Source organism: Sinomonas sp. T428B, from assembly GCF_056780155.1.
The window spans coordinates 1,555,260-1,579,882 of sequence record NZ_JBRAZR010000001.1 but is presented as its reverse complement, the minus strand read 5'-3'; the positions used below and the strand labels follow the sequence as shown (position 1 = coordinate 1,579,882).

Below are 24,623 nucleotides of genomic sequence, written 5' to 3'. Positions count from 1 at the left end.
AAGGTACGGCCAAGTGGTGCCTTAGGTAGCCATCTCAAATACATTGCAATTGCAGGAGATTTTCTCCTCGCCAAGCACGCACCTATCCGCACAGACGATCCACGAATTGCTTTTCTGGGGGAGCCGCCAGTGAACCACACCCTATCTCGCCCGTCCGGGGCCGCCGCCGGCTGATGCCGGCCCGCTCCCCCCGCCGCCGGGCCAGCACACACAGAGCCTGCGCAGCCGGAATGCAACCGCGCTGCGGCGATGCCCCGCACCCCGGTGCGCCTTCGCTTTCCTCTTTCTTCTTTTCTTTCCTTTTCCTCGTCCTTCCTTTCCTCCTTTTGTCATATCCTCAATTCTCAGGAGCATTCAATGAACCGACAACTGCGGGGGGCAGTCCTCGGCCTCCCCCTCCTCGTAAGCCTCATCACCGTCAACGGCCCCGCGGCCAGCGCAGCGGAGGGCGACGTGCCCGCCAGCGGCGGGGCCGGTGTCGTCACTGCGGCAGATTCCGGCGGCGCGGGACAGGGGACTCCACCCTCTGACCCTGGGAACGTCACCGTGGATCCCCAAAGCGGGCCGGTCAACGACACCGGCAATGGCGGCGGAGGCGGCGGCTGGGCCGCCGCGCCCACCGACCCGGGCACCGCCGGCGGCGGCGGGGGCGGCGGCTGGGGCGCCGCCCCGACGGACCCGGGCAGCGCCGGCGGCGGAAGCTGGGCCGCCGCCGCGCCCACCGACCCGGGCACCGCCGGCGGCGGAGGCGGGGGCGCCCCGACGGACCCGGGCAGCAACGGCGGCGGCAACGCACCCAGCGACCCCGGCAGCGGCGGCGAGGACAACGGCACGCCGCCCACCGACCCGGGCAGCAACGGCGGCGGGAACGGCGGTGGGAACGGCAACGCACCCACCGATCCCGGCAGCAATGGCGGCGGCGGGAACGGCGGTGGGAACGGCAACGCACCCACCGATCCCGGCAGCAACGGCGGCGGCGGGAACGGCGGTGGGAACGGCAACGCACCCACCGATCCCGGCAGCAACGGCAACGGCGGCAACAATGGCAATGCCGGCGGGAACGGCAACGGCAACCATCATGGCCACAACCCCGGCGACACGCCCCCGGATCCCGTCGACGAGCCGAGCACCGGCGGAGACACGGAGACGCCCAGCCCGGACCCGACCGACACGGAGGGCACCGGCACTGAGAACACCAGCACGGAGACCACCGAGACCGGCACGGACAACACCCAGGGAACCCTCGAGGAGCAGGACGGGACCGAGACTCCGGTGCTGCTCGGGGACGAGTCCGCCGTCGTGACCACGCAGGACTCGCATGACATCGACGAGCTTCCCGAGACCGGCATCGACCTCGTGTGGCAGCTGGGGGCCGCGACCGGGCTCCTCCTGGGCGGCTCGGCGATGACCCTGCGGCCGAAGCCCCGCCGGCAGCCCCGCCACCGGGCGTAGGGCTGGGCCCGCCACTACTGGCCCAACCGTGGCGGCTCCTGTAACGTGATGGACGTAGTCGTTGTGTTTCGCATTAAGTCTGTACGCAAGGCCAGCCTCCGCCGGAGGCCGGGTGTGTGTCTGCTGGGCGGTACTGGACACCGCTGCAAGCAGTCCCGAAATACGGGATCCTGCACCCGTCCGAAGGAGGACAAAAAATGGCAACTGGCACCGTGAAGTGGTTCAACAGCGAGAAGGGCTTCGGCTTCATCGCTCCGGACGACAACTCTGCCGACATCTTCGTGCACTTCTCCGCCATCGAGTCCACGGGCTACCGTGAGCTCCAGGAGGGCCAGAAGGTGGAGTTCGAGGCCCAGCAGGGTCCGAAGGGCCTCCAGGCCGCGAAGGTCCGCGCTCTCTGAGCCGTTCTTCATAGGCTGACTGACGTCCCTGTGACCGATGTCGATCCCCGCAAGGGCCGGCAGCCTCAGGCTGCCGGCCCTTCGGCGTCTCCAGGGTCCGCTCCCCCGGCCTCCGATCTCGTCGGCATCGTGCTCGCGGCTGGCGCCGGCCGGCGCATGGGCCAGCCCAAGGCGCTGGTCGCGGACGACGCCGGCCCCTGGCTCGAGCGCGCCGCGCGCCACCTGCTCAAGGCGGGCTGCCGGCGGGTCCTCGTCGTCCTGGGCGCCTCCGCGGTCGAGGCCGCGCTCCTCCTCCCCGACGATCCGCGTGTGAGCGCGGTGGTCGCCCCGGAGTGGACGGAGGGCGTGGGCGCGTCGCTGCGCGCAGGGCTCGAGGCCGCCGCGCTCGTCACGGACGGCGCCGGGAACCCGCCGTCGGCCGCCCTCGTGACCCTCGTCGACCTGCCGTGGATCGAGGCCGAGGCCTTCGCCCGGGTGGCCGGAGCCGGCGCGGCGCCGACGGAGCTGCGCCGGGCGGTGTACGCCGGCAGGCCCGGCCACCCCGTGCTGATCGGGCGCGAGCACTGGGCGCCCCTGCGCGAGTCGCTGGTTGGCGACACGGGCGCGGGCCCCTACCTCGCCGCGCATGGCGCCGTCGGCGTCGACTGCTCGGGGCTCGGCGGCGACCGCGATCAGGACGAGCCCCTTGGAGGGGAGCACGCCCTTCACTGAACGCTAACCATTCTCATTTGTGTTAGCGTACGGGCATGCTCACACCTTTCCCAGGGCGATCCGCCCTGCCCACAGCCACGACCCGCGCGGCCGTCCTGGCCGCCGCCCTCACCGCCGTCCTCGCCCTGAGCGCGTGCGGCGGGCCCTCTCCCGCGTCCACGGCCGAGACCGCGTCGCCTGCCGCCTCCCCCGGTGCGAAGCCGGCCGAGCGCTCCCGCGCGATGCCGCGGCTCGTCCTCACGACGGACGGCGGGCTCGTGACCCTCAATGCCGCGACGCTCGAGCCCATCGGGGACCCAGTCCCGCTCGACGGCTTCCTCCGGATCAACCCCGCCGGGGACGGCCGCCACGTGCTCGTGTCCACGGAGCGCGGCTTCGAGGTCTTCGACGCGGGCACGTGGGCCGAGCCGCACGGGGACCACGATCACTTCTACACGTGGGACCCCCGCATGACCGGCACCGTGTTCGACGCCGACCACCCGGGGCACGCCGTCCATCACGCCGGCAGCACGGCGCTCTTCGCCGACGGCACGGGCGAGGTCACGGTGTTCGACCCTGCGGGGCTCGCCGACGGCATGCCGGAGACGAAGGTCTCGCGTACCCCCGAGGCCCATCACGGCGTCGCCGTCCCGCTGCCTGAGGGCGGCCTGCTCACGACCCGCAGCCAGGGCAAGGACCGGGTCGGCATCACGGTCCTCGCCGCGGACGGCACCGAGACGGCGTCCTCCCAGGAGTGCCCCGGGACCCACGGCGAGGCTACCGCGGCGGGCGGCGCCGTCGTCGTCGGCTGCACCGACGGGGCGCTCGTCTACAGCGGCGGGGACAGCGGTCAGCAGATAAGGAAGGTCCAGGCCCCGGACGCGTACGGCCGGATCGGGAACCAGGCCGGCAGCGAGCATTCCCCGATCGTGCTCGGCGACTACAAGGTCGACAAGGATGCGACGCTCGAGCGGCCCACCCGGATCAGCCTCATCGACACCCGCACGGCGTCGCTGCGGCACGTCGAGCTCGGCACGAGCTACTCGTTCCGCTCGCTCGGCCGCGGCCCGGCGGGCGAGGCGCTCGTCCTCGGGACCGACGGCGGCCTGCGGGTCATCGACCCCGAGACGGGCGCGGTGACGCGCACGATCCCGGTCGTCGCGCCGTGGACCGAGTCCGAGACGTGGCAGGACCCGCGCCCCACGCTGTTCGTGCAGGGCTCGACGGCGTACGTCACCGAGCCCGCGTCGCAGCGGCTGCACGCCGTCGACCTCGCCTCGGGCGAGGTCGTCAAGAGCGCCGAGCTGCCCGCGGTGCCGAACGAGATCACGGGCGTGACGGGCAAGGCCGCCTGAGGGCCCATGCCGGCCGGCAGGGCCGGTGATGCACGAGCGGCCCGGGCCGGCACTGCCGGTCCCGGGCCGCTCCCGTGCGAAGTTCTAGGCCAGCAGCTTCCCCCAGCGCGGGTCGAGCAGCGGCGCGCCCGCGAGCTGCAGGCAGCGCCAGAGCGTGACGGCCACCGAATCGAGCACGGCCACGCCGGTGCGCTCCTCGAGCGCGGCCGCGACGGGGGCGCCGTAGAGGTTCGTGCACAGGAACACGAGCGCGTCCGGCCGCTCCGCGGCGAGCTCGAGCGAGCCCGGGATGAGCTCCGCCGGGGCCACCCGCGCGAAGGACTCGTTGTCGCTCAGGCCGAGGAAGCGGTGGCCGCTCGTGCGGATGCCCTCCCCGGCCCAGCGGGCGATCACCTGCAGGTTCACGTCCGCCGTGTACGGCGTGATGAGGCCGACCGATTCCGTGCCGAACTCGGCGAACGCGTCGACGTAGGCGAGGGTCGACGTCGTGGCCGCGATGCCGGTCGCGGCGGTGATCTCGGCCGCGATCTCGCGGTCGTGGTCCGCTCCGAGCCAGGACCCCGAAGTGCCGTTCCACGCGATGACGTCGACGTCCGCGGTCCCGAGGAGCTCGGCCGCGGCGCGCATGCCCTCGACGTCGAACTGCCGGTCGGATCCGGCGTCGAGGGCGATGCGCGTGACTGGGATCCGGGTGGAGTGGACCGTGACGTCCTCGCGGGCGCCGAGGATCCGGTAGCTCTGCGGCTCGAGGCACGTGTTCGACGACGGGACGATCATCCCGATGCGGGTGGGGCGGGCGGCGGTCACCATGGTCGGGCCTCCTGGGCTGTGGTCTCGGCCAAGACGGGGGCTAGCTCTGGGACGGGGCCCGGCGCCGCGGCATTCTGGGCCTCGCGGTAGCCGACGCGGGCCACGTAGCGGCCCACGGGGCCCGGATCGTGGAACCCCTCGTGGTCGAGCACGACGCGCCCGCCGGCGACGACTACCTGCGGCCAGCCGCGCAGCGCCCGTCCGTGGAAGGGCGAGAAGTTGGTTCCCATGTGCAGCGCCGCCGCGTCGACGGTGCGGACCTCGTCCGGGTCGAACACGACGAGGTCTGCGTCGAGTCCCGGCGCGATGACCCCCTTGCCCGGAAGCGCGTTGATCCTGGCCGGGGCCGCCGCGAAGAGGTCCACGAAGCGCTCGAGGAGGCGCGTGCCGTCGTCCGCTCCCCCGCCGCCGCCCGCACCGGCCGTGCCGGCCGGCGCCGAGGCAGCGGCCACGGCCTCGGCGAGCGCCGTGAAGGCGACGGGCATCCGCGTCTCGACGCCCGGAAGGCCGTGCGGCATCTGCCGGACGTCCTCGGAGCGCTCGCGCTTCTGCGACAGGTCGTAGCTCGAGTGGTCGCTCGAGACGGTGTGCACCGAGCCGTCGGCGAACCGCGAGCGCAGGGCCGCGACCGTCTCGGGCGAGCGCATGGGCGGGCAGCACGCGTACCACTCCGGGAAGCGCGAGGAGTAGACGCCGTCGTCGAGGACGAGGTAGTGCGGGCACGTCTCCGAGTGGGCGGCGAGGCCGCGGGCGCGGGCCTGGGCGACAAGGTCCACCGCGCCGGGCGTCGACTGGTGGACGAAGTACACGGGGGCTCCCGTGTACTCGGCCATCGCGAGGACCTCCCGCACGGAGGCCTCCTCCGCGAGCTCGGGCCGGGTCTCGTGCAGGTGCTCGATCCCGATCCGGCCCGCCTCCGCGTGCGCCTCTGTGCAGTCCACGACCATGGCGTCGTGCTCGGCGTGCACGTAGGTGAGCCCGTCGAGGCGCACCATCTCGCGCATGACCTTCAGGACCGTGTCGTTCTCGGCCATCGTCGAGCCGCGGTTGGTCATGTAGAGCTTCACCGAGCGGATGCCGAGGGCCGCGAGCTCCTCGAGCTGGGTCGGGACGGTCTCGTCCCAGTCGATGACGGAGCCGTGGAGGGCGACGTCGCAGCGCGCCTCGCGGGCGAGGGCGAGCTTGGCCTTCGCGGCCTCGAGCGGGGTCTCCATGGAGTCCCGAGGGATGCCGAAGTCGAGGATCGTGGTCGTGCCGCCCCAGAGCGCCGCCATCGAGGCGGTCGCATAGTCGTCGAGCGTGCGCCACCGGCCGGTGACCTGGGCGACGTGGCAGTGGCCGTCGATGCCGCCGGGGACGACGGCGCGGCCGGCGGCGTCGAGGGTGCGCGCCGCGGCAGGGACCGGCTCGGCCGCGTCGACGACGGCGGCGATCCGCCCGCCGTCGACGACGACGTGCGCGCGCCGGCTGCCGCCGGCGTTGACGACGAGCCCGTGGGCGATGACGAGGTCGGGCAGGGCGGGGCTCATCGGGCACCCGCCGGGGCTGCGTGGGAGGCCGGTGAGGCCGCCGACGCCGGGGCTGCCGCCGCGGGGGCGGCAGGCTGGCCTGCAGCGAGCCGGCCGGCGTCGAGCGCCGCGTCGAGGGCCGGGCTGAGGCCCGCGCGCCGCTTCGCCGGCGGGGCGGCGAAGGAGCCGGCGCGGTGCGGGCCCGAGGCGAGCCCGACGACGGCCTCGGCGAGGCGGACGCCCGCGCCGATCCCGTCGACGACCGGGACGGGGATCTCGTCCGCGACGTCCCGGGCGAGCCCGGCGAGCGGGGCGCCCGCGAGGATGACGACGTCGGCGCCGTCCTCCGCGACCGCGAGCCGGGCGAGCTCGACCAGCGTGGGCCGGAAGTCGTCCTGGACCGTCCCGATGCCGCGCAGGGCCTGCTTGATCGAGCGGATCGACGCGAGCCGGTCCGCGAGCCCGAAGCGTTCCACGCACTCGCGGTACCACGCGGTGATCCGGTCGGAGATCGCGACGATGGCGAAGCGCTGCCCCTGGAGCGCGGCCGCGCACAGGGCGGCCTCGGTGATCCCGATGACCGGCACATCCACGAGCTCCTTGAGCGCCGGCAGGCCAGGATCGCCGAAGGCGGCGACGACGACGCCGTCGACCTCTCCCGCGTGCTCGGCGATGAGCTCGGCCACGGCGCCCGCGGCGATGAGCGACTCGAGGCGGGTCTCGATGTACTCGACGCCGTGCCCGGCCGTGCGGACGACGAGCTCGGTGCCCGGGCTGGCCGAGCGCTCCGCCTCGGCCCGGATGAGGTCCGTGACATCGTCGCTGATGTTCGGATTGATGACCAGAAGTCTCATGCTGTTCCTTGCTTCCCTCCCGGGCGGCGTGGGCCGCGCTGGGCGCGCGGCTCATTCCGTCCCGGGGAACTGTTCTCTGTACTTCTCGATGTGGTGCACGGACTGCTCTGCTGCCCGGTCCGGGTCCTTCGAGGCGATGGCCTCATAGAGCTCGCGGTGCTCCCTGACGAGCTCGGGCAGGTCGGAGACGTGCCGGAAGAGCCAGTGCATGCGGCCCTGGAGCGGCTCGAGGGCGCTGCGCAGGAAGCCGTTGTCCGCGATCCGGGTGACCTCGTCGTGGAACCCGCTGTTGGCGCGATGCGCCTCGGCGACGGCTCCGCGCGCGAGGGCATCCTCGGCGTCGTCGAGGAGCCGGGCGAGGCGCGCGAGGTCCTCGTCGGTGGCCCGCTGGGCCGCGAGCCGGCACGCGAGGACTTCGAGCGAGATGCGCACGTCGAAGAGGTCCTCGACCTCCTTCTCGCTCAGGCTCGCCACGACCATGCCGCGCGAGGCGCGCTCGGCGACGATCCCCTCCTGCCGCAGCATCCGCAGGGCCTCGCGGACGGGCAGGCGGGAGACGTTGAACTCGGCCGCGAGGTCCCGCTCGATGAGCCTGGTCCCCGGCGGGTAGTAGCCCTCGAAGATGCGGCCCCGGAGGGTGTCGCGGATGTCTTCGCGCAGGGGCCGCTCCCGCTGCGTCTCCTCGGCCGGCTGGGCCATCGTGCGCTCCTCGCTCGCTCGTGGCGGGGCGGTGCCCCGCTGCCTTCGTCCATTCGACCACGCGGCCCGCGGGGGCGCGGCGGGCGCCGCACCCCCGCGGGCGGCGGTCACACCGGCAGTCGCTTGCTGTAGTCGAGCGTCAGCACAGCCGCGGCCATGACGATCGCGGAGCCGACGAAGTACAGCAGGGCCCATGTGTAGCCGCCCGTCGCGCCGACGATGAAGCCGACGACGATCGGGGTGACGAAGCCGGCGATGTTGCCGCTGAAGTTCATCGCCCCGCCCAGGACGCCGGCGTTGGTGCGCCCGCCCAGGGTCGCGGGGACGGACCAGAACAGGCCCACCCAGCGGAGGAAGAACAGGACGACGGAGAGCAGCACGACGGCGGCGATCGGGTCTGCGACGACGGTCACTCCGACGAGGCCGCCCGCGACGATGACGCTTGAGGCGCCGAGCAGGGAGCGCATGACGACGTTGGCGCCGTAGCCCTTCTCGCGGAGCCTGTCCGCGAGGAGCCCGCCGAGGATCTCGCCGACGAAGCCGGCACCGAAGATCACGAACGTGGACCAGCCGATGGTCTTGAGGTCGAACCCCTTGGCCTGGGACAGGTAGAGCGGGCCCCAGGTGAGCAGGCCGTAGAAGACGCCGTTGAAGCCGAGCCAGCCGAAGCACATGGCCCAGAAGGAGCGGAACTTCAGGTACGGCAGGAGCGCGCGGCGTGCCTCGCCCTTGGTGAGGCCCGCGGCCTCGTCCTCGGCGCGGTGCGAGTCCTCGATGTACTCGGCCTCGGCGTCGTTGACGCCCCGGTGCTCGCGGGGGCTGTCCCGGACGTACCACCACACGAGGGCGCCGAGCACGACGGTCGCGATGCCCGCGATGATGAAGGCCATGCGCCAGCCGCCCGCGGCGGCGATGAGCCACGTGATGATGATGCCGCCGAGGCCCGCGCCGAGGGGGGCGCCGGCGTCGAGGATCGTGGCGCCCCGGCCGCGCTCCTTCGAGTGCATCCAGATGGCGTTGAGCTTGCCGCCTGCGGGCATGACGCCGGCCTCGGTCACGCCGATGCCCAGGCGGGCGATGAACATGCTCAGGAAGCCGCCGGCCATGCCGGACGCCGCGGTCGCGGCGCCCCAGCCGACGCACGACGCCGTGACGACCTTGCGGGGGCCGAAGCGGTCGATGAGCCAGCCGACGGGGACCTGCATGAGGGCGTAGGTCCAGAAGAAGGCCGAGAGCAGCAGGCCGACGAGCTCGGGGCCGAGGTTGAACTCCTTCTGGATGATGGGCAGGGCCACCGAGATGGAGCCGCGGTCGATGTAGTTGACGGCGACGAGGACGAGGAGCAGGAGGAAGAGCTTCCAGCGCACGTTGGTGCGCCGACCTGCAATCTTCCCCACGACGTCCTCGGCAAGGGGTTTGGTCGAAGAGGTTTCTTCTTGAAGGGACACGAGTCCTCCTTCACGACGGGTGGAGACGGTTGGCCTCGCAGGGAGGCCGTGCCCGGATGGGCGTGCGCAACGTGAGGGACCTCTTTTGGGATCCCATTTTGGGATCCCAAAAAGAACCTTAGGCAGTGAGGGCTGCCACAGTCAAGAGTTTGGGATCCCAAAATGGGATCCCGTCTAGGCACGTTGCGGGGTCACCTCCCAGCGATGCGGGGCCATATCCCACGCGTCGGAGGGGCCGGGCCCCCTCGGCCCGGCCCCAGCGCGGAGACTACGCCTCAGGACTCACGCCCTGATGACCGCCGCCTCGCGGATGCGCGCGAGGACGAGCGCGCACGCGCTCGGGACCGGCTCGACGATCTCGGCGATCCCCTCCCCCGCGAGCCGCCGGGCGGTCGCGCTCAGCGGCCCTCCGGCGATCACCACGGCCTCGGCGCCGGCGGCTGCACACCTGCGGACCGCATCCGTTAGCTCCTCGAACTGCCGCTCGGGGTCGGCGGCGAGCTCGAGCGGCGGCGACGCCGTGAGGTGCACGCCCGCGAACAGGGCCCTCCCCCGGTGCTCGTCGGCCAGGCCGGCCAGCGAGCGGGCGAGGAGAGGGGTGCTCGTCGCCATGCCGAACGGCCTGCCGCCGCGCCCCGCCGCGAGCACCGAGGCCTGGCCGATCCCGACGACGGGGATTCCGAGCGGCGCCAGCTCGGCCTCGAGCTCGGCGCGGCCTGGGTCCCCGATCGCGGCGACGACGACGGCGGCGACCTCGCCCGCGCCGGTGGCCACCCGCCGTCGTACGGCCTCCACGACGTGCGGAACGGAAGCGGCGAGGGCCTCCGGGTCCACGATCATGGCCGGCCCGGCGACGGCGGTGAGCCCCTCCACGGCGAGGCCAGACGGCGCGAGCTCGGCCTCGGCGAGGGAGCACATCATCTCGGTGGTCCGCTCGTTGGTGTTGGGGTTGACGAGCAGGACGGTGCGGCGCGCGCCCCGCCGGGCTCCCCGAGCCTGGGTGGAGGCCTCAGTGCCCATAGATCGCCGCCTCCTCGGACTCCTCCATGGGTTTGCCGAACGTCTCGGGCGGGAACTGGACCACGATCGCCAGCACCAGGAAGAGCGCCGCGAGGGTCGCGAACATGCCCGGGATGCCAGCGACGTCGAAGATCGCGCCGGAGATGAGCGGGAACAGCCCGCCGGACAGGGAGCCGGCGGCGAGGATGATCGACGTGCCGAAGCCGCGCGTGTGCGTCGGGTAGTGCTCGGGCGCGAAGATCCAGATGGTCGTGTTGAGGATGATCACGGCGAAGTTGAAGAGGAAGCCGAAGACGACGATCCAGGCGATGTCCGTGGCGAGGAAGGCCATCGACAGGCCGGCCGCGAAACCGATGGCCGCAGCTGACGTGAGCACCTTCTTGCGCGGCAGGCGGCTGGCCAGGAACGCCGCCGTGGCGGCGCCGACGAGCGAGCCGGACTGCATGACGAGCGTGAACCACAGGCTCGTGTTCACGGCGTAGCCGCGGGAGACGAGGATCGTGGGCATGAGGGTCAGCATCGAGATCTGCGCTGCATAGGACATGCAGACCGCGACGCACAGGAGTGCCGTGCGCGACAGGTACTTCCCCCGCAGCGCGTCCATCCACGTGGCCTGGGGGCCGGTCGGCGCCGCCTCGAGGTGCGGGTGGTGCGTGAGGTACTGCTCGGGGTCCGGGATCGGCCCGGAGAGCTTGCCGCGCGCAAGCCGCGTGATGACGAGGTTGGCCTCGTCGATCCGGCCCTTCGAGGCCAGGAAGCGGGGCGTCTCGGGGACGTAGCGCCGGAACCACATGACGAGGATGGCTGGGATGAAGAGGAGCCCGAAGACCCAGCGCCAGCGGTCCTCGCCCGTGAAGAGCGTGAACACGAGGATGCCGAACGCGGGAGCGAGCATGTTGCCGAGGCCGGCGGCGGTGACGTTGATGAGGCCGACGGCGGTGCCGCGGTGCTTCGCGGCGAAGAACTCGGCCATCATGATGACCGCGACGGCGATCTCGCCGCCGAGGCCGAAGCCCACGATGAAGCGGCCGGCAGCGAGGATCGGGTAGTTCGGGGCGACGGCGCACAGGAGCGAGCCGGCCGCGAAGATGATGAGGTTGATGATGAGCATGTTGCGCCGGCCGAAGCGGTCGGCGACGAGCCCCGTCAGGATGCGTCCGAGGGCGGTCGCGGTGAACGTCATCGTGTTTAGGAGGCCGATCTCGAGGCCGCCGAGCCCCCATGCCTCGCGGAGCACGGGGCCCGTGATGCCGACGGCGTTCTGCTCGAGCGCGTCGAAGAAGACGCCGAGCAGGATCATGAGCCCGATGTGCCGGTGCGCGCCCGTGACGCCGATGCGCGAGTAGGCGCCCTCGATCTGGGCGGCCAGTGTACTTGGGGCCTCGTCGGGCTTGGCGCGGCCGTGCCCGTGGCCGCCGGCGACCGTGCCGGCGGGCCCCGAGGCGGACGGGGTGGAGGGAATCTGCTGGTCCATTGCTGCTCCTCGGAGCTCACAGGGATGGGTTTTCCGTGTAGCGGTAGCAAACTCCTGCCATACGGAATGCGATGCAGATTACCTTCATTTGGTATCCCATCAAGGGATACCAAATGGAAATCATCCCTTCGGATGAGAGTCAGGCGCGGGTTCGCCACGTGTATTCGGGCTCGTAGCCGAGCAGCCGGCGGGCTTTGTCGATCGACAGGAGCGTCTCGTGGTCCCCGAGTTTCCGGGTGAGACGCACCCCCGGGAAGACCTCGGCCGCGAGCGCCGCCGAAGTCCGGGACATGACCGTGTCCGCCGCGGCGATGATGTAGGCCTCGAAGCCGGGCCGGGCCGCCTCGAGGGCGCGGCGGACGGCCTGGGCGCCGTCCCGCGCGTCGATATACCCCCACAGGTTCCACTTGCGCCCCCGCGGGTCGGCGCCGAAGGAGGGGAACTCGGCGTAGTCCTCGGGCGCCATGACATTGGAGAAGCGCAGGGCGCTCACGCTCAGCTCTGGATCCCAGCGGCACAGCTGGATGGCCATCTGCTCCTCGAGGTGCTTCACGAGCGAGTACGTGCTCTCCGGCCGCGCCGCGTACTCCTCGTCGACGGGGATGTACGGCGGCGGCACGTCGAACGGCAGGCCGAGCAGGGTCTCGCTCGAGGCGTAGACGATCCGCCGGACGCCCGCGCGCCGCGCGGCCTGGAAGACGTTGTAGGTCGCGAGCATGTTGTTGCGGAACGTCGCCGCGTCCGGGGCGAGGCCGGGCGCCGGGATCGCCGCGAGGTGCACGACGGCGTCGACCCCGCCGTGGCGGTCATCGACCCCCGCGAGCGCGTCGGCCACCTGGCCGTAGTCCGTGAGGTCGACGCGGATGAATCCGTACCGCCGCTCCCCGACGGCGTCGAGGTTCCAGACCGTGTGGCCCTCCTCGCGCAGGTGCGCGAGCACCGCCCTGCCGAGCTTGCCGCTTCCGCCAGTGAGTGCGATCTCCATGCGACCCATGCTCTGCCACCCCGCCGCAGGTGTCACGCGGCGGCCCGGCGCGGCGGAGGCCGACGGCGGAGCCGTGCCGTCGGCCTCGCCCGCCGCGCGCAGCGCCTGGCGCGTCAGGCCGCGACGCTGACCGCCGCGCGGACCGGCTCGAGGGCCTTGGCCCAGGTCACGAGCTGGTCCAGCATCGGGTCGACGGACGCGGCCTGGCGCTCGGTCGGCGTGAACTCTGAGAAGTCCTTGAAGTCGGTGAAGAGGGAGAACATCCCCGTCTTCTGGACGTGGGCGACCTGGAGCTCGGAGAGGATGCCCCGCAGGTGCTCGGCGGCGCGGACGCCGAACGCCGAGCCGTAGGAGACGATGCCCGCGGCCTTGTTGGCGAATTCGGCGTTGAGGTAGGAGAGCGCGTTGGCGAGGGCCGGCGCGATGGAGTGGTTGTACTCGGGCGTGACGAAGACGAAGCCGTCGAACTCGTCGATGCGGGCCGAGAACTCCTTCGTGGCCTCGTGGCCGTAGGCCTGGTAGGCGGCCGGAACCGCCTCGTTCAGGAGCGGCAGGTTGAAGTCGGCGATGTCGACGAGCTCGAACTCGGCGTCCGTGCGCTCCTGCGCGCGCTCGAGGACCCACTCGGCGACCTGGCGGTTGTTGCGGCCGGGACGGGTGCTGCCGGTGACGATCGCGATCCTGGTCATGTCGGTCTCCTTAGTTGACGCATCAATCAAAACTTGATGTCTCAACTGAACCACGGGCATAATTGATGTGTCAAGCAATGTCGTGGAATGAAGGAGGAGCCGTGAGAAGGCCGGCGGAGACAGAGGCAGAGCCGCAGTGGCTGGACGAGCGCGAACGCGAGGTCTGGCTCGCGCTGCGCCGGCTCCTCTGGGGCCTGCCCCCGGCAATTGACCGGCAGCTCATGCGGGACTCGCACCTGTCCGGTCCTGAATACTCCGTCCTCGCGACACTCTCGGAGTGCCCCGACGGCGTCCTTCGCTCGGGCACTGCTGCCCAAGAGCTCGGCTGGGAGCGCAGCCGGCTGTCCCACATCCTGCGCAGGATGGAGGCGAAGGGGCTCATCTCGCGGACGTGCTCGGCGGACGACGCGCGCGGCCAGGACGTCCATCTCACCGAGGCGGGGCGCGCCGCGATCGTTGAGGCTGCTCCCGGGCACGTCGACTTCGTGCGCAGCACAGTCTTCGACCCGCTCTCCCCGGAGCAGCAGGCCCTGCTCCGCGATGCCTGTGGGCGGATCGTCGATGCGATCTGCGCGGCAGAAGCCGCGGCCGTCGCCGAGCACCCCACCGACCGGGAGATCCACGAGGAGGCCTGAGCCACACTGGGCGCCCTTGGACCCCACCTCGGCGTCACAGGACCCCACCTCGGCGTCACAGGACCCCACCTCGCGGCTGGCTAGACTGGCGGCGTGATCTGGCAGCGCAGCGCATCCCACTGGTTCCGCCTCCCCGCCGACCGCCTGTGGCCGGTCCTCTCGCGGCTCGAGCGCTGGCCAGAATGGAACCCCGCCATCGCCGCGGCGTCCATCGACGGAAGCCTCCGGACCGGCGCGCAGGGCCGCTACTCCCCCGCCCACCGGCTCATCGGGCCGCTGCACCGCCGCACGGCTCCCCCGTTCACCATCACGAGCGTGGAGCCCGGGCGGCAGCTCGCCCTCCACCAGGCCCAGCCCGGCGGCGGACAGGACATCGCTTGGACGCTCGACGAGCGCGACGGCGGAACCGTCCTCACCCAGCGCGTCACCCTCGAGGGGCCACTCGCCCAGCCGTTCGGCCTCACCGCCGGCGAGCCGCTCGTGCGTCACTTCGAGGCGCAGTGCGCCCGCCTCTACCGGCTCGCAGCCCCGTCGCCCCAGCCGGACGGGATGGACGACGGCGGGGCGCGGGGTCCGCTCGTCGCGATCGCCGGCGGGTCAGGGCTGCTAGGGACCCTGCTCGCGTCCCACCTCGTCTGCGACGGGCACCGGGTCGCCGTCCTGACACGTTCTCCTGCATCCTCGCCGTTCGAACAGATCCAGTGGGACGGCCGCAGCCAGGGCCCGTGGGCGGAGCGCCTCGGCGCAGAGCCGCGCCTCGCCGTCGTGAACCTCGCGGGCGTGAGCATGGACCGGCCCGGCACCGAGGAGAATCTGGCCCTGCTCACGGCGAGCCGGGTCGAGCCGACCAGGGCCCTCGTCGAGGCGAGCCGACGGTGGGAGCGCCCGGCGGAGCGCTGGCTCCAGCAGAGCGGCACGGGGATCTACGCCGCCACCGACGAGCCCGCCTCCGAGTCCGCGCCCATCCCGCCCGACGCACCGGGCCTCGCCGCCGTCGCCCGGGACTGGGAGGCCTCGGTCGACGGCGCGAACGCCGCGCGCGTGTTCATCGCGCGCACCGGCGTCGTGCTCCACCGCGACGCACCCACGATGGCACGCCTCACCGTCCCCGCGCGGCTGGGGGCCGGCGGCCACCTCGGCACGGGCGGCCAGTACATGAGCTGGATCCACGCGACCGACTGGGTGCGCGCCGCCCGGACGGTCCTCGGCCTCGCCCCGGCCCCCGGCGAGCCGCCCGTCGACGTCCCCGCCGGCGTCGTCAACGTGACGGCGCCCTTCCCGGTTCAGAACAGCGAGCTCATGGCCCGCCTGCGCGACCTCGTCGGCGTGCCGGTCGGCATCCCCGCACCGGAGCCGCTCCTGCGCGTGGCCGCCGCGGTGCTGCGGACGAACCCGAACCTCGTCCTCGAGGACATCCGGGCCATGCCGGCCGCGCTCCAGGCCGCCGGGTTCACCTTCGCCTACCCGCGCCTCGGCGACGCCCTCGCCGAGCTCGGCTCCTAGCGCGGAACCGCTCAGGGTCGGCCCGGCCGGCCCGGCCGGCGCCCCTACCAGGCGTGGGGCGCAGGGCGCCGCGTGCCCGGCAGCGCGTTCTCGGCCCGCCAGGCGTGCAGGAACTCGGGCAGGACGAGGTCCGCGGGCGGCTTGCCGACCTCGGCGAAGATCTCCTCGTTCGGCACGGGCCCCGACGCGGAGACGAGTCGCGTCGCGATGTAGGCGCGCGCGTAGACCTCCCCGCCCGAGACAATGCGCTGCTCGAAGAAGATCGCCTTCTCGTCCGTGCCGATGATGCGCGTCTCGATGCTGTAGCGCTGCCACAGCTGCAGGGACCGCCGGAAGGCGATTGTCTCGAGGCTCACAACAGGGCTCCAGCCCCGCGCCTTCATCCTGTCCCACGCCCCCGATCTGACCATGAGGTCGAAGCGGCCCAGGTCCATGAGCGAGAAGTACATCCCGTTGTTGACGTGCAGGGCGATGTCGATGTCGGTCGGGAGGACACGCAGCGGCAGCGAGGAGGCGTCCCAGAGACTCAGCGGCGGGCGCCGTCGGGACGTGACGAGCAGGCTGAGCGTGCGCAGGAGAAGATGCATGCCCCAATGCTACTCGCGGGTAACAGCAGAGCAACCGCGATCATTTGTATACATTTGATGCGGCAAAGGCCTTGAAGATCCGGGCCTAAGCGTGCAATGTATACAGACGGCAACAACAGCGAGACGGGAGGCGCATGAAGGCCAGCGACCGCGCCTACGCCGCCCTCCGCGACGACATCCTCGAATGGCGGCTGCCCCCGGGCAGCATGCTCGCGGAAGTGGAACAGTCCGAGCGGCTCGGAGTCTCGCGCACCCCCCTGCGGGAGGCGCTCGCGCGGCTCACGGCCGAAGGCCTCGCGTCCGCCCAGCGCGGCCGCGGCGTCGTCGTGAGCGAGATCTCGCTCGATCACCTCGACGAGCTCTTCGAGCTCCGCGAGGCCCTCGAGTCCAAGGCCGCCTCGCTCGCCGCGCAGCGCGGGGACCGGGAGCGGTTCGCCCGCCTGCGCGACGCCTTCGCGGCGGCGGGTGCCCTCGTCACCGACGAGGACCCCCAGCGGCGCGAGTACTACGCCCTCGCCGCCGAGCTCGACGCCGAAATCGACGCCGCGATCGCCAACTCCTACCTGTCCCAGGCCCTCGCGGGCCTGCGCGTGCACCTCGCGCGGGTGCGCCGCCTCGCGAAGGACGACGGCGCGCGGCTGCGGCAGGCCGCCGTCGAGCACGCGGCGATCGCCGGAGCGATCGCCGACGGCAACCCGCAGCTCGCCGCCGCCGCGACCGCGGTCCACCTCAGCAGCAGCCTGCACCACATCACGTCGACCTACCACCAGCCCGCCCCCGAGCCGAAAGAGCCTTCCCATGGTTGAGATGCACCACGTCCGCGTCTACAAGAGCGAAGAGAACCTGCCCCGCGAGGATCAGCTCGCGCACAAGATCGCCCGGGTCGCCGCCGACCCGGTCGAGGTCGCGCCCGAGGTGACGGAGATGGTCATCAACCGGATCATCGACAACGCCGCGGTCGCGATCGCCTCGCTCAACCGGGCCCCGATCGTCGCCGCGCGGGCGCAGGCGCTGGCCCACGCGCCGTCGTCCGGCGGCCGCGGGGCGCTCGTGTTCGGCATCGGGGACCGGGTCTCCCCCGAGTGGGCAGCCTGGGCCAACGGCGTGGCCGTGCGCGAGCTGGACTACCACGACACCTTCCTCGCCGCGGACTACTCTCACCCCGGGGACAACATCCCGCCGATCCTCGCCGTCGCGCAGCACGTCGGCTCGGGCGGGCGGGACCTCGTCCGGGGCCTGGCCACCGGGTACGAGATCCAGGTCGACCTCGTCAAGGCGATCTGCCTGCACAAGCACAAGATCGACCACGTCGCGCACCTGGGCCCCGCAGCCGCCGCCGGCATCGGCACCCTGCTCGGCCTGGACGTCGAGACCATCTTCCAGGCCGTGGGCCAGGCCCTGCACACGACGACGGCGACGCGCCAGTCCCGCAAAGGCGAGATCTCCACGTGGAAGGCCCACGCCCCCGCGTTCGCGGGCAAGATGGCCGTCGAGGCCGTCGACCGGGCCATGCGGGGCCAGACCTCCCCGGTGCCGATCTACGAGGGCGAGGACGGGGTCATCGCCTGGCTCCTCGACGGCCCGGACGCCTCCTACGAGGTGCCGCTGCCCGCGCCCGGGGAGGCCAAGCGCGCGATCCTGGACACCTACACCAAGGAGCACTCGGCCGAGTACCAGGCCCAGGCCTGGATCGACCTCGCCCGGAAGCTGCACGCCGCGCACCCCGAGGCCATCGACCCCGAGAAGGTCGCCAGCATCCTCATCCGCACGAGCCACCACACCCACTACGTCATCGGCTCGGGAGCGAACGATCCGCAGAAGTACGACCCGACCGCCTCGCGCGAGACTCTGGACCACTCGATCCCGTACATCTTCGCCGTCGCCCTCCAGGACGGCGGGTGGCACCACGTCGACTCCTACACCCCCGAGCGGGCTGCGCGGCCGGACACCGTGGCGCTGTGGCACAAGGTCACCACCGAGGAGGACCCGGAGTGGACCCGCCGGTACCACTCGCTCGACATCGCCGAGAAGGCGTTCGGCGGCTCCGTGGTCATCACCCTGACCGACGGGACCGTGATCGAGGACGAGATCGCCGTCGCCGACGCCCACCCGCTCGGCGCCCGCCCCTTCGGCCGCGAGCAGTACATCGCCAAGTTCCGCACCCTCGCCGCCGAGGCCGTGGCGCCCGAGGAGATCGAGCGGTTCCTCGACGCCGTCCAGCGCCTTCCCGAGCTCGGCCCCGGCGAGCTCGATGCGCTCAACATCCTGGCCAAGGACGGCGTCATCGACCTCGCCGCCGGACCGAAGGGGCTGTTCTAGACCATGCTGTATTCGACGAGCACCCCGGAGCAGAAGCGCCTCCGGCTGCGCGAGGCCCTCGCCTCGGGCGTCATCCAGCAGTTCCCCGGCGCGTTCAGCCCGCTCTCCGCGAGGCTCATCGAGGAGAAGGGCTTCCCCGGCGTCTACATCTCGGGGGCGGTCCTGGCCAACGACCTCGGCCTGCCCGACATCGGCCTCACGACCCTCACCGAGGTCGCGACCCGGGCCGGGCAGATCGCCCGGATGACCGAGCTGCCCGCGATCGTCGACGCCGATACCGGCTTCGGCGAGCCGATGAACGTCGCCCGGACCGTCCAGGAGCTCGAGAACGCGGGCCTGGCCGGCTGCCACATCGAGGACCAGGTCAACCCGAAGCGGTGCGGCCACCTCGACGGGAAGGCCGTCGTCGACCTCGGCACCGCGCTCAAGCGCGTCCGCGCCGCCGCCGATGCCCGCCGGGACCCGAACTTCCTCATCATGGCCCGCACCGACATCCGGGCGACGGAGGACGGCGAGGCGGGGCTCCGCGCCGCCGTCGACCGCGCCAAGGCGCTCGTCGACGCCGGCGCCGACGCCATCTTCCCCGAGGCGATGGGCACGCTCGAGGAGTTCGCCGCCATCCGGGCGGCCGTGGACGTGCCGATCCTGGCCAACATGACCGAGTTCGGCAAGAGCCGCCTGTTCACCGTCGCCGAGCTCGCCGGCGTCGGGATCAACCTCGTGATCTACCCCGTCACGCTCCTGCGCATTGCCATGGGCGCTGCAGAACGTACTCTGGAGTCAATCGCCGACGACGGCACGCAGGAGGCCCAGGTCGAGAACATGCTCACGCGCTCGAGGCTCTACGAGCTGGTGGACTATGAGGCGTACAACCGCTTCGACACCGGCGTCTTCAACTTCCAGGTCCCCGGCCGATTCTGAAACGGCCGCGACCCCCCAAGGACGGCCAGTCACGCCGACGACCTGACCCGACAAAGGAGTCCTCCCATGACACAGGTGCCCAACACCGACGAGATCAAGAAGGGCCTCGCCGGCGTGGTGGTGGACTACACCGCCATCTCCAAGGTCAACCCTGAGACCAACTCGCTCCTCTACCGCGGCTACCCCGTGCAGGAGCTCGCCGCCAGGTGCAGCTTCGAGGAGGTGGCCTACCTCGTCTGGCACGGCGAGCTGCCCACCCCCGAGCAGCTTGTCGACTTCGAGCGGCGCGAGCGGGCGGGCCGCTCGCTCGACCCGCTGCTCAAGCAGGTCGTCGACGAGCTCCCCGTCGGGGCCCACCCGATGGACGTGTGCCGCACGGCGGCGAGCGTCCACGGCGCCCGCCACCCGAAGGCCGACGACTCCTCGCGCGAGGCCAATCTCGCCAAGGCCCTCGAGCTCTTCGCCGCCATGCCCGCCGTCATCGCCTATGACCAGCGCCGCCGCCGCGGCCAGGAGCAGGTCGAGCCCCGCGAGGACCTCGGCTACGCCGCGAACTTCCTCTGGATGGCCTTCGGCGAGGAGGCCGCCCCCGAGGTCGTGCGCGCCTTCGAGGTGTCGATGATCCTCTACGCCGAGCACTCCTTCAACGCCTCGACCTTCACCGCCCGCGTCGTGACCTCGACCCTCTCGGACCTGCATTCCGCCGTCACGGCCGCGATCGGCGCGCTCAAGGGCCCGCTGCACGGCGGCGCGAACGAGGCCGTCATGGAGACCTTCGAGGAGATCGGGATCCGGACTGACGAGACCCACGAGCAGGCCAAGATCCGGGCCAAGGCCTGGATGGACGCCGCGCTGTCCCAGAAGAAGAAGGTCATGGGCTTCGGGCACCGCGTCTACAAGCACGGCGACTCCCGCGTGCCCACGATGAAGGCTGCCCTCGACGACCTCATCGCCTTCTACGGCCGGCCCGAGATCCTCGGCCTCTACGACGGGCTCGAGCAGGCCATGGACGAGGCCAAGGGCATCAAGCCCAACCTCGACTACCCCACCGGCCCCGCCTACCACCTCATGGGCTTCGACATCCCCACGTTCACGCCGCTCTTCGTCGCGAGCCGGATCGTCGGGTGGACGGCGCACGTGATCGAGCAGCTCGAGAACAACTCGCTCATCCGCCCGCTCAGCGCCTACAACGGGCCGGACGAGCGCCACCTCGACTGAGGGCCCGTCTGGCCGCTGACATCAGGACCAGGTTCAGGGGCCGAGCACGGCGAAGCGGGCGACCGTCTCGTTGTCCTCGGCCATCACGACGAGGAAGTCCGGCGGGCTCCCCGTGGCTCCGGCCAGGACGATCGGGAGCCAGTGGTCGGCGTCCTGCCACATGTGCGCGACGGGCAGGGCGTCGACGGGGTACCAGCGCGGCTCGATCTCCTCGGTCTCGCACACCTCCCCCGACCAGCGCCTGCACGTGAACATCGTGCACTGCATGTCCCAGTCGGGACGGGCGGGGAAGCGGAAGTCGACCGTCCCGGCAGGGAGCACGTGCGCGGCATCGAGCTCGACGCACGCCTCCTCGGCGAGCTCGCGGCGCGCGGCCTCCGCCGCGGACTCCCCCGGCTCGACATGGCCGCCGAGGCCCACGACCTTGCCGCGGCCGAACCCCCGCTTCTTCCGGCCCAGGAGCACCTCACGGCCCGCGGGCCCCTCGCGCAGGAGGAAGCACAGGGCGACAGCGGCGCCCATCAGCCCCTCGCCCTCGGGTGGGCAGCGGCGTAGACCTCGCGGAGGGTGTCCGCCGTGACGAGCGTGTAGACCTGCGTGGTCGTGACCGAGGCGTGGCCGAGGAGCTCCTGCACGACGCGCACGTCGGCGCCGCCCTCGAGCAGGTGCGTCGCGAAGGAGTGCCGCAGGGTGTGCGGGGAGACGTCGCGCCCGATCATGGCCTTCTCGGCGACGTCCTTGAGGATGGTCCACGCGCTCTGCCGGCTGATCCGCCCGCCGCGGGCGTTGAGGAAGAGGGCGGGCGTCCCCCGCCCCTTGGCGACGAGGGCCGGGCGGCCGCGCACGAGATACGCCTCGAGCGCGCGGGCGGCGTAGGAGCCCAGCGGCACGAGCCGCTCCTTCGAGCCCTTGCCGAAGAGCCGCACGATGGGTGGTCCCGCGTCGCCGCTGTCGAGCCGCAGGTCGTCGACGTCGAGCCCCACGGCCTCGCTGATGCGGGCGCCGGTCGCGTAGAGGAACTCGAGCAGGGCCCGGTCGCGGAGCCCGGACGGCGTGTCCGCGGCCGCCGCGTCGAGGATGCGGCTGACCTCGTCGACGCTGATCGCCTTGGGCAGGCGCTGCCCCGCGAGCGGCGGGTGGACGTCGGCGGCGGGGTCGGCCGCCGTCGTGCCCTCGAGTGCCCAGAACCGGTGCAGGCCGCGCACGGCGACCACGGTCCGCGCCGCCGAGCGCGCCGTGAGCGGGCTCCCGCCGTCGGCCCCGTCCCGGAGCGCCTCGGCGAACCGGCGGACGTGGCCGCGGTCGACGCCGGACGGCGCGCCGACGCCCTCGCGCATGAGGTACGCCGCGTAGCGGGCGAGGTCGCGGCGGTAGGCGGCCAGGGTGTTGGGGGCAAGCCCCCGCTCGACGGCGAGGTGGCGCAGGTAGTCCTCGACAGCACGCAGGAGCGCGGGCGCGGGCACGGCCTCGGTCCGTGCGGCGTCCGTCCGTGCGCCGTCCGTCGATGCGAGTGCCTCCATGGGGCGGGGCCCGCTCAGCGCTGGCCCGGGTGGGCCGGCCACGGGCTGTCGCCGGGGCGCAGGGAGGTGTAGCCGTCCCGGCGGGCGGCGTCCGCGGCGAGGACGGCCACGACTGCGCTTGGGTTGTGCAGCCGGCCGCCGAGCACGGCCTGCACGGCCTCGTCGAGGTCGACCCACGCGAACTCGATCTCGGACTCCTCGTCGGTGCGCTCGTGGCGCTCGTGGTGCGGGATCTCGCGCAGGCCCCGGGCCAGGTAGATCCGGATCGCCTCGCTCGAGGAGCCGGGCGAGTTGAAGAAGTCCGCGAGGACGTACCAGTGGTCTGCGGCGAGGTCCGCCTCCTCAGCGAGCTCGCGCGCGGCGGCGTCGAGGTTGGACTCGCCCTCGACGTCGAGGAGGCCGGCGGGGATCTCCCACAGGTCCATCCCGACGGGGTGCCGGTACTGGCGCAGCAGGAGCACCCTGCCGTCCCCGTCCATGGGCAGGACTGCGACGGCCCCTGGGTGGTCGATGTAGTCGCGGTGGAGCGTGCCCGCGCCCTCCGAGAGCTCGAAGGAGTCGCTGCGGACGTCCCAGATCCGGCCCGTGTAGACCTTCTCCGAGGACAGCACGCGCCGCGGGCTCAGGGCATCCTCGACGTGCGTCGAGCTGCCGTCCGGCCGCGGCGCGTGCGTCGTCATCCCCGGTCCTACTTGCCCTTGCCGGCGGCGGCCGGGGCGGGCGCCTCGGATGCGGTGGCGCCCTCGGACGCAGCCGCGCCCTCGGATGCGGACGACGACGGGGCCTCCGCCGCGGTGCCGGCACCGGCCGCCTTGGCCGTCTGGTGCTCGAGGGCGGCCTTGACGAGGCCCACGAACAGCGGGTGCGGGCGGGTCGGGCGCGAGCCGAGCTCGGGGTGCGCCTGCGTGGCCACGTAGTAGGGGTGCTGCTCGCGCGGGAGCTCGACGAACTCGACGAGCTGGCCGTCGGGCGAGGTGCCCGAGAAGACGAGGCCCTTGGCGGCGATCTGCTCGCGGTAGGCGTTGTTCACCTCGTAGCGGTGGCGGTGCCGCTCGGCGACCTTGGTCGTGCCGTAGGTCTCGGCCACGACCGAGCCAGGCGTGAGCGCGGCGTCGTAGAGGCCCAGGCGCATCGTGCCGCCCATGTCGCCCTTGCCCTCGACGATGTCGAGCTGCTCGGCCATGGTCGCGATGACGGGGTGCTTCGAGTCAGGCTCGAACTCGCTCGAGGAGGCGTCCTCGAGGCCGACGACGTTGCGCGCGTACTCGATGACCATGCACTGGAGCCCGAGGCACAGGCCGAGGGTCGGCAGGCCGCTCTCGCGCGCCAGCGTGAGGGCTCCGAGCTTGCCCTCGAGGCCGCGGATGCCGAAGCCGCCGGGCACGAGGATCGCGTCGACGCCGTCGAGCGCCTTCTCGGCCCCGGCCGGGGTCTGGCACTCGTCGGAGGCGACCCAGCGGATCTTGACCTTCGTGTCGTTCGCGAAGCCGCCGGCGCGCATCGCCTCGGTGACGGACAGGTACGCGTCCGGGAGGTCGATGTACTTCCCGACGAGGGCGATCTCGACCTCGTGCGCGGGCTGGTGGACGGCCTGGAGCAGGCGGTCCCACTTGGTCCAGTCGACGTCCTTGAACGGCAGGTCGAGGGCGCGGACGATGTACGAGTCGAGGCCCTGGGAGTGGATGACCTTGGGGATGTCGTAGATGCTCGGCGCGTCGGGGCAGTTGACCACGGCGTCCGTGTCGACGTCGCACATCCGCCCGATCTTCTCGCGCATCGCCTCGGGGATCTGGCGGTCCGAGCGGATCACGATCGCCTCGGGCTGGATGCCGATCGAGCGCAGGGCCGCGACCGAGTGCTGCGTCGGCTTGGTCTTGAGCTCCTGCGACGGGCCGATGTAGGGCACGAGCGAGACGTGCAGGAAGAACACGTTCCCGCGGCCCACGTCCTGGCGGACCTGGCGGGCCGCCTCGAGGAACGGCTGGGACTCGATGTCGCCGACCGTGCCGCCGATCTCGGTGATGATCACGTCCGGGGCGCTCTCGCCCTCGGCGGGCAGGCGCATCCGGCGCTTGATCTCGTCGGTGATGTGGGGGATGACCTGGACGGTGTCGCCGAGGTACTCGCCGCGGCGCTCCTTGGCGATGACGGTCGAGTAGACCTGGCCCGTCGTCACGTTCGCGGAGCCGTCGAGCGACTCGTCGAGGAAGCGCTCGTAGTGCCCGATGTCCAGGTCGGTCTCGGCGCCGTCCTCGGTGACGAAGACTTCGCCGTGCTGGAACGGGTTCATGGTTCCTGGATCCACGTTGAGGTAGGGATCCAGCTTCTGCATGGTCACCGAGAGGCCGCGGGCCCGCAGCAGGTGGCCGAGGCTGGACGCCGTCAGGCCTTTCCCGAGCGAGGACGCCACGCCGCCGGTGACGAAGATCTGCTTGGTCGTCTGGGCGGAGTCTGAGAAACGGGAATGAGTTCGCTGCACCACGGAATTCGAGCATATCACCGATCGGCCGTCCACCTCTGCCGGCGCGTCGTGTC

General features: G+C 72.0%; 24 protein-coding genes. 10 read left to right on the top strand and 14 right to left on the bottom strand.

The window, feature by feature from the left end; genetic code table 11:
• The first annotated feature begins 357 nt into the window (after positions 1–357).
• From ACUYMY_RS07305 to aztD, 4 genes are all read left to right on the top strand, one after another.
• Complete coding sequence (locus ACUYMY_RS07305; protein ID WP_481702936.1) at positions 358–1,452, top strand: hypothetical protein; 1,095 nt, start codon at positions 358–360, stop codon at positions 1,450–1,452.
• Between the two features lie 197 nt (positions 1,453–1,649).
• Positions 1,650–1,853, top strand: a complete 204-nt coding sequence (locus ACUYMY_RS07300; protein WP_481702935.1) for a cold-shock protein — start codon at positions 1,650–1,652, stop codon at positions 1,851–1,853.
• Between the two features lie 30 nt (positions 1,854–1,883).
• Positions 1,884–2,564, top strand: coding sequence for a nucleotidyltransferase family protein (locus ACUYMY_RS07295; protein WP_481702934.1), 681 nt, complete (start codon positions 1,884–1,886; stop codon positions 2,562–2,564).
• Positions 2,565–2,599: 35 nt separating this feature from the next.
• Positions 2,600–3,898, top strand: a complete 1,299-nt coding sequence (aztD, locus tag ACUYMY_RS07290; RefSeq protein WP_481702933.1) for a zinc metallochaperone AztD — start codon at positions 2,600–2,602, stop codon at positions 3,896–3,898.
• 84 nt (positions 3,899–3,982) lie between these two features.
• Here the strand turns inward: aztD and ACUYMY_RS07285 are convergent, their stop codons facing one another.
• The 9 genes from ACUYMY_RS07285 to ACUYMY_RS07245 all read right to left on the bottom strand — a co-directional run bounded on the left by ACUYMY_RS07285 (position 3,983) and on the right by ACUYMY_RS07245 (position 13,385).
• Positions 3,983–4,708, bottom strand: a complete 726-nt coding sequence (locus tag ACUYMY_RS07285; protein ID WP_481702932.1) for a maleate cis-trans isomerase family protein — start codon at positions 4,706–4,708, stop codon at positions 3,983–3,985.
• Positions 4,702–6,237 carry an amidohydrolase family protein gene (locus ACUYMY_RS07280; protein WP_481702931.1) on the bottom strand — a complete coding sequence of 512 codons (1,536 nt, stop codon included), beginning with the start codon at positions 6,235–6,237 and terminating at the stop codon, positions 4,702–4,704. Before ACUYMY_RS07280 ends, ACUYMY_RS07285 begins: the two co-directional genes overlap by 7 nt.
• Positions 6,234–7,070: an aspartate/glutamate racemase family protein gene (locus tag ACUYMY_RS07275; RefSeq protein WP_481702930.1), complete on the bottom strand. Its 837-nt coding sequence runs from the start codon at positions 7,068–7,070 to the stop codon at positions 6,234–6,236. The genes ACUYMY_RS07280 and ACUYMY_RS07275 overlap by 4 nt, the downstream gene beginning before the upstream one ends.
• 51 nt (positions 7,071–7,121) lie before the next feature.
• Entirely contained in the window at positions 7,122–7,769 is a 648-nt protein-coding gene (locus ACUYMY_RS07270) for a GntR family transcriptional regulator (protein WP_481702929.1), read from the bottom strand.
• Positions 7,770–7,876: 107 nt separating this feature from the next.
• Positions 7,877–9,217 (bottom strand): MFS transporter, encoded by a 1,341-nt coding sequence (locus ACUYMY_RS07265; RefSeq protein WP_481702928.1) that lies wholly within the window; start codon positions 9,215–9,217, stop codon positions 7,877–7,879.
• Between the two features lie 282 nt (positions 9,218–9,499).
• The gene (locus ACUYMY_RS07260; RefSeq protein WP_481702927.1) at positions 9,500–10,237 is read right to left on the bottom strand and encodes an aspartate/glutamate racemase family protein; all 738 of its coding nucleotides are present in this window, start codon (positions 10,235–10,237) and stop codon (positions 9,500–9,502) included.
• Positions 10,227–11,711: an MFS transporter gene (locus ACUYMY_RS07255; RefSeq protein ID WP_481702926.1), complete on the bottom strand. Its 1,485-nt coding sequence runs from the start codon at positions 11,709–11,711 to the stop codon at positions 10,227–10,229. The genes ACUYMY_RS07260 and ACUYMY_RS07255 overlap by 11 nt, the downstream gene beginning before the upstream one ends.
• A 139-nt stretch (positions 11,712–11,850) precedes the next feature.
• Positions 11,851–12,696: an NAD-dependent epimerase/dehydratase family protein gene (locus ACUYMY_RS07250; RefSeq protein WP_481702925.1), complete on the bottom strand. Its 846-nt coding sequence runs from the start codon at positions 12,694–12,696 to the stop codon at positions 11,851–11,853.
• Between the two features lie 113 nt (positions 12,697–12,809).
• A complete protein-coding gene (locus ACUYMY_RS07245) occupies positions 12,810–13,385 on the bottom strand; it encodes an NADPH-dependent FMN reductase (RefSeq protein ID WP_481702924.1) in 576 nt (191 codons plus the stop codon).
• Positions 13,386–13,486: 101 nt separating this feature from the next.
• Here ACUYMY_RS07245 and ACUYMY_RS07240 point away from each other — a divergent pair, with 101 nt between their 5' ends.
• Together ACUYMY_RS07240 and ACUYMY_RS07235 are read left to right on the top strand one after the other, a co-directional pair.
• Entirely contained in the window at positions 13,487–14,020 is a 534-nt protein-coding gene (locus tag ACUYMY_RS07240) for a MarR family winged helix-turn-helix transcriptional regulator (RefSeq protein WP_481702923.1), read from the top strand.
• Positions 14,021–14,113: 93 nt separating this feature from the next.
• Complete coding sequence (locus ACUYMY_RS07235) at positions 14,114–15,523, top strand: DUF1731 domain-containing protein (RefSeq protein WP_481702922.1); 1,410 nt, start codon at positions 14,114–14,116, stop codon at positions 15,521–15,523.
• A 44-nt stretch (positions 15,524–15,567) separates the two neighbouring features.
• Here ACUYMY_RS07235 and ACUYMY_RS07230 read toward each other — a convergent pair whose 3' ends face one another.
• On the bottom strand, positions 15,568–16,110 hold the full coding sequence (locus tag ACUYMY_RS07230; RefSeq protein ID WP_481702921.1) for a thioesterase family protein: 543 nt from the start codon (positions 16,108–16,110) through the stop codon (positions 15,568–15,570).
• Positions 16,111–16,244: 134 nt separating this feature from the next.
• Here ACUYMY_RS07230 and ACUYMY_RS07225 point away from each other — a divergent pair, with 134 nt between their 5' ends.
• From ACUYMY_RS07225 to ACUYMY_RS07210, 4 genes are all read left to right on the top strand, one after another.
• Positions 16,245–16,916: a GntR family transcriptional regulator gene (locus tag ACUYMY_RS07225; RefSeq protein WP_481702920.1), complete on the top strand. Its 672-nt coding sequence runs from the start codon at positions 16,245–16,247 to the stop codon at positions 16,914–16,916.
• Complete coding sequence (locus tag ACUYMY_RS07220; RefSeq protein ID WP_481702919.1) at positions 16,909–18,429, top strand: MmgE/PrpD family protein; 1,521 nt, start codon at positions 16,909–16,911, stop codon at positions 18,427–18,429. The genes ACUYMY_RS07225 and ACUYMY_RS07220 overlap by 8 nt, the downstream gene beginning before the upstream one ends.
• Before the next feature lie 3 nt (positions 18,430–18,432).
• Complete coding sequence (prpB, locus tag ACUYMY_RS07215) at positions 18,433–19,350, top strand: methylisocitrate lyase (RefSeq protein WP_481702918.1); 918 nt, start codon at positions 18,433–18,435, stop codon at positions 19,348–19,350.
• Positions 19,351–19,416: 66 nt separating this feature from the next.
• Positions 19,417–20,568: a bifunctional 2-methylcitrate synthase/citrate synthase gene (locus ACUYMY_RS07210; RefSeq protein ID WP_481702917.1), complete on the top strand. Its 1,152-nt coding sequence runs from the start codon at positions 19,417–19,419 to the stop codon at positions 20,566–20,568.
• 33 nt (positions 20,569–20,601) lie between these two features.
• On the opposite strand, the gene ACUYMY_RS07205 is transcribed toward ACUYMY_RS07210, so the two are convergent.
• Genes ACUYMY_RS07205 through ACUYMY_RS07190 form a run of 4 tightly spaced genes read right to left on the bottom strand, consistent with a single transcriptional unit; the run spans position 20,602 to position 24,588 of the window.
• A complete protein-coding gene (locus tag ACUYMY_RS07205) occupies positions 20,602–21,090 on the bottom strand; it encodes an 8-oxo-dGTP diphosphatase (RefSeq protein ID WP_481702916.1) in 489 nt (162 codons plus the stop codon).
• Positions 21,090–22,088, bottom strand: a complete 999-nt coding sequence (gene xerD / locus ACUYMY_RS07200) for a site-specific tyrosine recombinase XerD (RefSeq protein ID WP_481702915.1) — start codon at positions 22,086–22,088, stop codon at positions 21,090–21,092. The genes ACUYMY_RS07205 and xerD overlap by 1 nt, the downstream gene beginning before the upstream one ends.
• A 14-nt stretch (positions 22,089–22,102) precedes the next feature.
• On the bottom strand, positions 22,103–22,768 hold the full coding sequence (locus ACUYMY_RS07195) for an NUDIX domain-containing protein (RefSeq protein ID WP_481702914.1): 666 nt from the start codon (positions 22,766–22,768) through the stop codon (positions 22,103–22,105).
• Between the two features lie 8 nt (positions 22,769–22,776).
• Complete coding sequence (locus ACUYMY_RS07190; protein WP_481702913.1) at positions 22,777–24,588, bottom strand: CTP synthase; 1,812 nt, start codon at positions 24,586–24,588, stop codon at positions 22,777–22,779.
• Between the last annotated feature and the right edge of the window lie 35 nt (positions 24,589–24,623).